Consider the following 5,592-nt stretch of genomic DNA (forward strand, 5'->3'; position numbering starts at 1 on the left):
GACCTCTCACCCGGTCCGGAGACCGTGGACGCCCTGTTGCGCTCGGGACATGCGCAGCAGGCCCGAACGGTGGCGCGAGAATATCAGCGTCGCGCCGTTCACAAGGGCCAGCCCTGGGCCATGGCGCGCGCCGAGCGAGGCCTGGGGATGACCGAGAAGGATGAGCAGTTCGGCGCGCACTTCGACGCCGCTCTGGCCCTGCACAAGGACACCGAAGATTCCTTCGAAGTGGCCCGGACCCAGCTCGCCTACGGAAGCAGGTTGCGGCGCACCCGTCAGCGAGTTGCAGCCAGACCGCTGCTGTCCGCTGCGCTCACCGGGTTCGAGGCTCTCGGAGCCGTCCCGTGGGCGGATTTCGCCGCCGTTGAGCTCGAGGCGACCGGGGCGACCGCCAGTCGTCGGGGGGACAGCGCACGCGATCGACTGACCGCTCAGGAGCTGCAGATCGCGCTGATGCTCGGGCGGGACGGCCTCACGACGCGACAGGCCGCGGCAGCTTTGTTTCTGAGTCCCAAGACGGTCGAGTATCACCTGCGTCACGTCTACACGAAGCTTGGCATCAGCTCGCGTCGCGCGATGGCGGCAGCTGTGCAGCGTTGAGCAGTTATGGTTCGTTCACTCGGTCGCAACCTCGTGCCAGCGCGCGCGTGGGTCACATCGAGTGACCCACCCCCACGATCAAGGAGCCGAATGTCGACCGAGCCCGCGGCGCGGGGATCGTTGGAGGAACAGCTCGAGAAGTACATAGCGCTCGATGAACCAGCCGGCGGCGAGCTGCAAGATCTCGTCATTTTGGTCGCGCACGTGTGCGACGTCCCCCGGGCTGCGATCAACATCATGACTCCCGATCGACATCACATGATTGCCACGACCGGGATGGACCGCTCTGTCTGCGCTCGCGAGGATTCCATGTGCGGCCAGGTCATGGGTGAGGTCCAATCACTCGTCGTGCCGGACGCCAGTCTGGACCCTCGCTTCGCCGACAACCCTTTCGTCACCGGGCGCCTGGGCGAGGTCCGCCTCTATGCCTCAGCGCCTCTCGTCACTCCTGACGACATCACCATCGGACGCCTGTGCGTGTTCGACGACGTCCCCCGCACGTTGAGGCCGCAGCAAGAGCAGGCGCTCGGCACGCTGGCTCGGCAAATCGTGGACGTCTTGGTGCTGCGGCACCGCACTCTTGAGCTGGAGCGGTCGCTGGAGGACCTCAGGGCCGCGCGCGATGAGTTGCGCCGATCCAACCAGCAGCTGACCCTCTTCGCCGGCCAAGTCAGCCACGATCTGCGCAGTCCACTCACGGCGATCCTCGCCACGGCCGAGATGCTCGGCACCGAGCCGGCGGTCGAGTCCGACCCCGATCTGCGCTCGATGGTCGAGGCCGTCAGCCAAGCTGGCCGACGCATGAACCGGATGATCGAGGAGATGCTCGGTTTCGCGCTCGAAGGCGGCCACCTTCGCCTCACTGAGACCCCGATCAACCAGATCGTCGACCTGGTGCTGGCCGACGTCCGGCCACTGGTGACCCGGTCTGGCGGAGCCATCTCAGTCGGCGAGCTGCCCCGAGTTCTGGTCGACGCCGACATGCTCTACTCCGTCGTGCTCAACCTGCTGACCAATGCTCTCAAGTTCGCGCGGCCCGGCGTCGCGCCGGTCGTCGACGTGTCCGCGAGCCGCGTGCCGACCGGCTGGCGGTTCACCGTCCGCGACAACGGCACGGGCATCGCCCCCCATCGACGCGAGGCGGTCTTCGCGCTGCACGTCCGCGAGTCCGCCGAAATCGCCGGACATGGCATCGGGCTGGCGACGGCCCGCCGACTGGTCGAGGCACACGGCGGCCGTATCGGCATCGAGGAGTCACCGGCCGGCGGCGCCGCGGTGTGGTTCGACCTGCCCGACCGACACTGAGCGACCTCATTCTGGTCGCGCCTGTCTCGTTGATCGCCCAGAGAACAGTTCCGAAGTGTGTCCTCCTCGAAGCAATGGCGTGGAACGTCCGTGGATCGAGTCTCCGTAACGTCGCAGACATCAACCCACAGACCCTCACACCGCACAGGAGCACCCCGAGATGAACACCAAGAAGAAGATCCTCCTCCCCCTCGCCACACTGCTCGGCGCCGGCGCCATCGCCGTCGGATCGGGAGCGACCTTCACGTCGACGACCGCCAACACGATCAGCACGGTCACGTCCGGCACCCTGAGCCAGAGCAACTCCAAGGCCGACAAGGCGATCCTCAACCTGACGAACATCAAGCCCGGCGACACGATTAACGGCGCCTTGACGATCACCAACACCGGCTCGCTGCCGGCCGACTTCACGTTGACCGAGACCAGCTCGACCAACGGCTTCAGCGACAAGTACCTGACGCTGACGATCACCAACACCACGACCGACACCCAGGTCTTTGCCGGCACCTTCGGCGACCTGGTCGACGGCGCCAAGACGCCGCTCGGTTCCGCAGCCGCCGGCGTCGCGAACAACTACACGTTCAGCGTCCAGCTGGACAAGGACGCCCCGAACAGCCAGCAGGGCAAGACGGCTTCTGCCGCCTACCAGTGGGACTCGGTCCAGCAGGCCGCCACGACCACCAACCAGTGACCCGTCGTCGAGGAGCGCCACTCAAGAGCGCTCCTCGGCGCACTCACGGACCACCAGCACCCGGAGAGGAGGCGACGATGGCCAGCACGCCGAACACCAGCACCCCGGCCCGGCAGACCCGATGGGTCGGCCGCATCGGCGCCCTCCTCCTCAACGTTGCGCTCGTGGCCACCACGTTCGCCGGACTCGCCTACCTCGCTCCCAGTCTCCTGGGCTACGAGCGTTACGTCATCACTGGCGGTTCGATGTCGGGCACCTTCGAGAAGGGGGCCATCGCCTTCGAGAAGCCAGTCCCGGTCGATCAGCTTCGAGTCGGCGACATCATCACCTATCAACCACCTCCCGACAGCGGTGTCTCCACGCTCGTGACGCACCGCATCGTCTCGCTCGAGGACGCCGCGACCGGCGGCCTGCAGCTCCGCACGAAGGGCGACGCCAACGCTTCTGCCGATCCGTGGCAATTTCAGCTGTCCCAGGCCGAGCAGCCGGTCGTGCAGCACACCGTCCCCCTGCTCGGGTACGTGTTCGTGGCGCTCGCCGATCGCGACATCCGCATGCTCGCCATCGGCCTTCCCGCCGCTCTCATCGCCCTGCTCAGCCTCGTGGAGCTCGCCGGTGGCGTCCGCGAGCGGATGATCCGACGCAGCAAGCGCACCGCGGCCGCACCCGCACACCCCATCACCACCGGGTCCCAAGACGTGGCGATCCTGTGGACTTCACGTGGCCAAGCTGTCGAGCGGCCCTCCGTAGCGTGAAGACCGTGAACCAGCCGCCCCTCCATCGCCGCACGCCGAGACGCAGCACGCGCCTCGCGCGGGCGCTGAGCGTGGTCGCGCTGCTGGCCGTGGCGGCCTACTTCGCGACCGGATTCTCCTCGGCCGCCTTCACGTCCTCGAGCGCGGCCCCCACGGGCACTGTCACGGCAGCCGCCGACTGGACGCCGCCGAACGTCTCGATGCAGAGCCCAGGCGCCTCGGCCACCGGCACGATCACCGTCACCGCGACGGCCTCCGACGCCGAGTCCGGCATCAAGAACGTGCTGATCCAGTACCAGGCCGCGGAGGGAGCGGACTGGACGACGATCTGCACGGTGACCACGGCGCCGTACTCCTGCTCTTGGAACACCACTGCTGTGGCCGACGGCGCGTACGATCTGCGCGCCGTCGCCACGGACAACGAGGGGTACTCCACGACGTCGACCACGGTTCGCACCACGGTCGCCAACCGGCTCACCGTGGCGCTCACCGATCCAGGCGACGTCGTCAAGGGCAACGTCTCGCTGGCCTCCCACGTGTACAACGGGGGACTCATCCTCTACCCGACCCGCGTCGAGTACGTGGCGTCCGGAGGCACGAACTGGAAGACAGCGTGCACGTACGCCGTGCTCAGCAACACCTGCACGTGGGCCACGGCGAGCCTCGCCAGCGGCTCCTACGACTTGCGCGCCGTGGCCACCGGCCTCGGGGCGACGTACTACTCGGCAACCAAGGCCGACGTCCTGGTTGACAACACGCCTCCGGCCGTCACGATGACCAACCCCGGCAGCCCGCTGAGCGGAACCCGCACCTTCGCCGCGACAGCCACCGACGCCGACTCGGGCGTGGCGCAGGTCGTCATCGAGTACGCCGTGTCCGGCAGCTCCACCTACAAGACGCTCTGCACCATCACCGACGCGCCCTACAGCTGCCGGTATGCGACCACGAACCTCACGAACGGCACCTATTCGTTCCGAGCCGTCGCCACCGACGTCGCTGGCTCGAGCACCACGTCGTCGGTCATCACGAGTCGGGTCATCGACAACACGGCCGCCTCGGTCTCGGTCGAGGATCCGGGCCAGTACCTGAGCGGGTCCGTCGCGGTCACGGCCAGCGCCAGCTCGACCGTGGGCATCGCCTCGGTGCGCATCCAGCGGGCACCGACCGGCACTGGCACATGGACAGACATCTGCGTCGACACGACGGCGCCCTTCGCGTGCACCTTCGCCACAACCGCCGTCCCCGACGGCAGCTACGACGTGCGAGCAGTTCTGCTCGACACCGCAGGTACGACCAGCACGTCGGCCACCGTGTCCGCCCGCCTGGTGGACAACAGCGCGGTTCGGGCCATCGACGTGCAGGCTGCGAACGGCGGCGGAACCGCTGGCAAGCTCGACTCCGGCGACCTGCTGACCTACACCTACAGCGAACGGCTCAACCTCGCCTCGTTGCTGGCGGGCTGGGACGGCACCGCCACCGCTGTCTCCCTGCGGCTTCGTGACGGCGGCCTCGTCGGACTCGGCAGCACCGGCGACACCGTCGACGTCCTCAAGGGCACGACGAGCGTCAACCTCGGGCCGGTCGTCCTGAATCGCGATTTCATCAAGAACAGCAAGGCAGCCACCTTCAACGCCACGATCACGGCGAGCACCTCAGCATCCGCCGGCGCCAACCGCACCATCATCACGCTCAAGCTCGGATCGCTCGCGAGCGGCAACGGACTCAAGACCGCCACGGCCGGCACCATGCAGTGGGCGCCCTCAGCCGCCGCTGCGGACTTGTCCGGCAACAAGTGCTCGGTTACTCCGGCCACCGAATCCGGGTCGGCCGACCGTGATTTCTGAGCCGAGCGACGCACGAGACGTCCCCTATGCTCAGGGCATGTCCCCTCGCCTCCTCCTGGTCGAGGACGACGACCAGATCGCCGCGCCCCTGATCCGCACACTTGAGCGCGAGGACTACCAGGTCGAACGCGTCGCTGCCGGCCTCCCGGCGATCGAGCGGGTCAAGGCCGGCGACATCGACCTCGTGCTGCTCGATCTCGGCCTCCCAGATCTCGACGGACTCGACGTGTGCCGTCGGTTGCGGGCCTCGTCGTACGAGGGCGGCATCATGATCCTGACCGCCCGCGGAGGCGAGCTCGACCGCGTGGTCGGTCTCGACGTGGGCGCCGACGACTACCTCGCCAAGCCGTTCTCGCTGGCCGAGATGCTGGCCCGCGTGCGCGCTCTGCTCCGCCGC

The 5,592-nt window shown here is 67.8% G+C and carries 6 protein-coding genes; all 6 read left to right on the top strand.

Annotated elements, in window-relative coordinates:
* A partial coding sequence (locus WB508_RS09100; RefSeq protein WP_423844569.1) for a helix-turn-helix transcriptional regulator occupies positions 1-600 on the top strand: 600 nt, incomplete at its 5' end.
* Positions 601-690: 90 nt separating this feature from the next.
* Complete coding sequence (locus WB508_RS09105) at positions 691-1,905, top strand: GAF domain-containing sensor histidine kinase (RefSeq protein ID WP_423844570.1); 1,215 nt, start codon at positions 691-693, stop codon at positions 1,903-1,905.
* Between the two features lie 160 nt (positions 1,906-2,065).
* Positions 2,066-2,596, top strand: a complete 531-nt coding sequence (locus tag WB508_RS09110; protein ID WP_423844571.1) for a TasA family protein — start codon at positions 2,066-2,068, stop codon at positions 2,594-2,596.
* 77 nt (positions 2,597-2,673) lie between these two features.
* The gene (locus WB508_RS09115; protein ID WP_423844572.1) at positions 2,674-3,351 is read left to right on the top strand and encodes a signal peptidase I; all 678 of its coding nucleotides are present in this window, start codon (positions 2,674-2,676) and stop codon (positions 3,349-3,351) included.
* A gap of 5 nt (positions 3,352-3,356) precedes the next feature.
* Positions 3,357-5,195, top strand: coding sequence for an Ig-like domain-containing protein (locus WB508_RS09120; protein ID WP_423844573.1), 1,839 nt, complete (start codon positions 3,357-3,359; stop codon positions 5,193-5,195).
* Between the two features lie 37 nt (positions 5,196-5,232).
* The coding region (locus WB508_RS09125; RefSeq protein ID WP_423844574.1) for a response regulator at positions 5,233-5,592 on the top strand (360 nt) is incomplete at its 3' end.

Source organism: Aeromicrobium sp. (assembly GCF_049586495.1).
Classification (GTDB): domain Bacteria; phylum Actinomycetota; class Actinomycetes; order Propionibacteriales; family Nocardioidaceae; genus Aeromicrobium.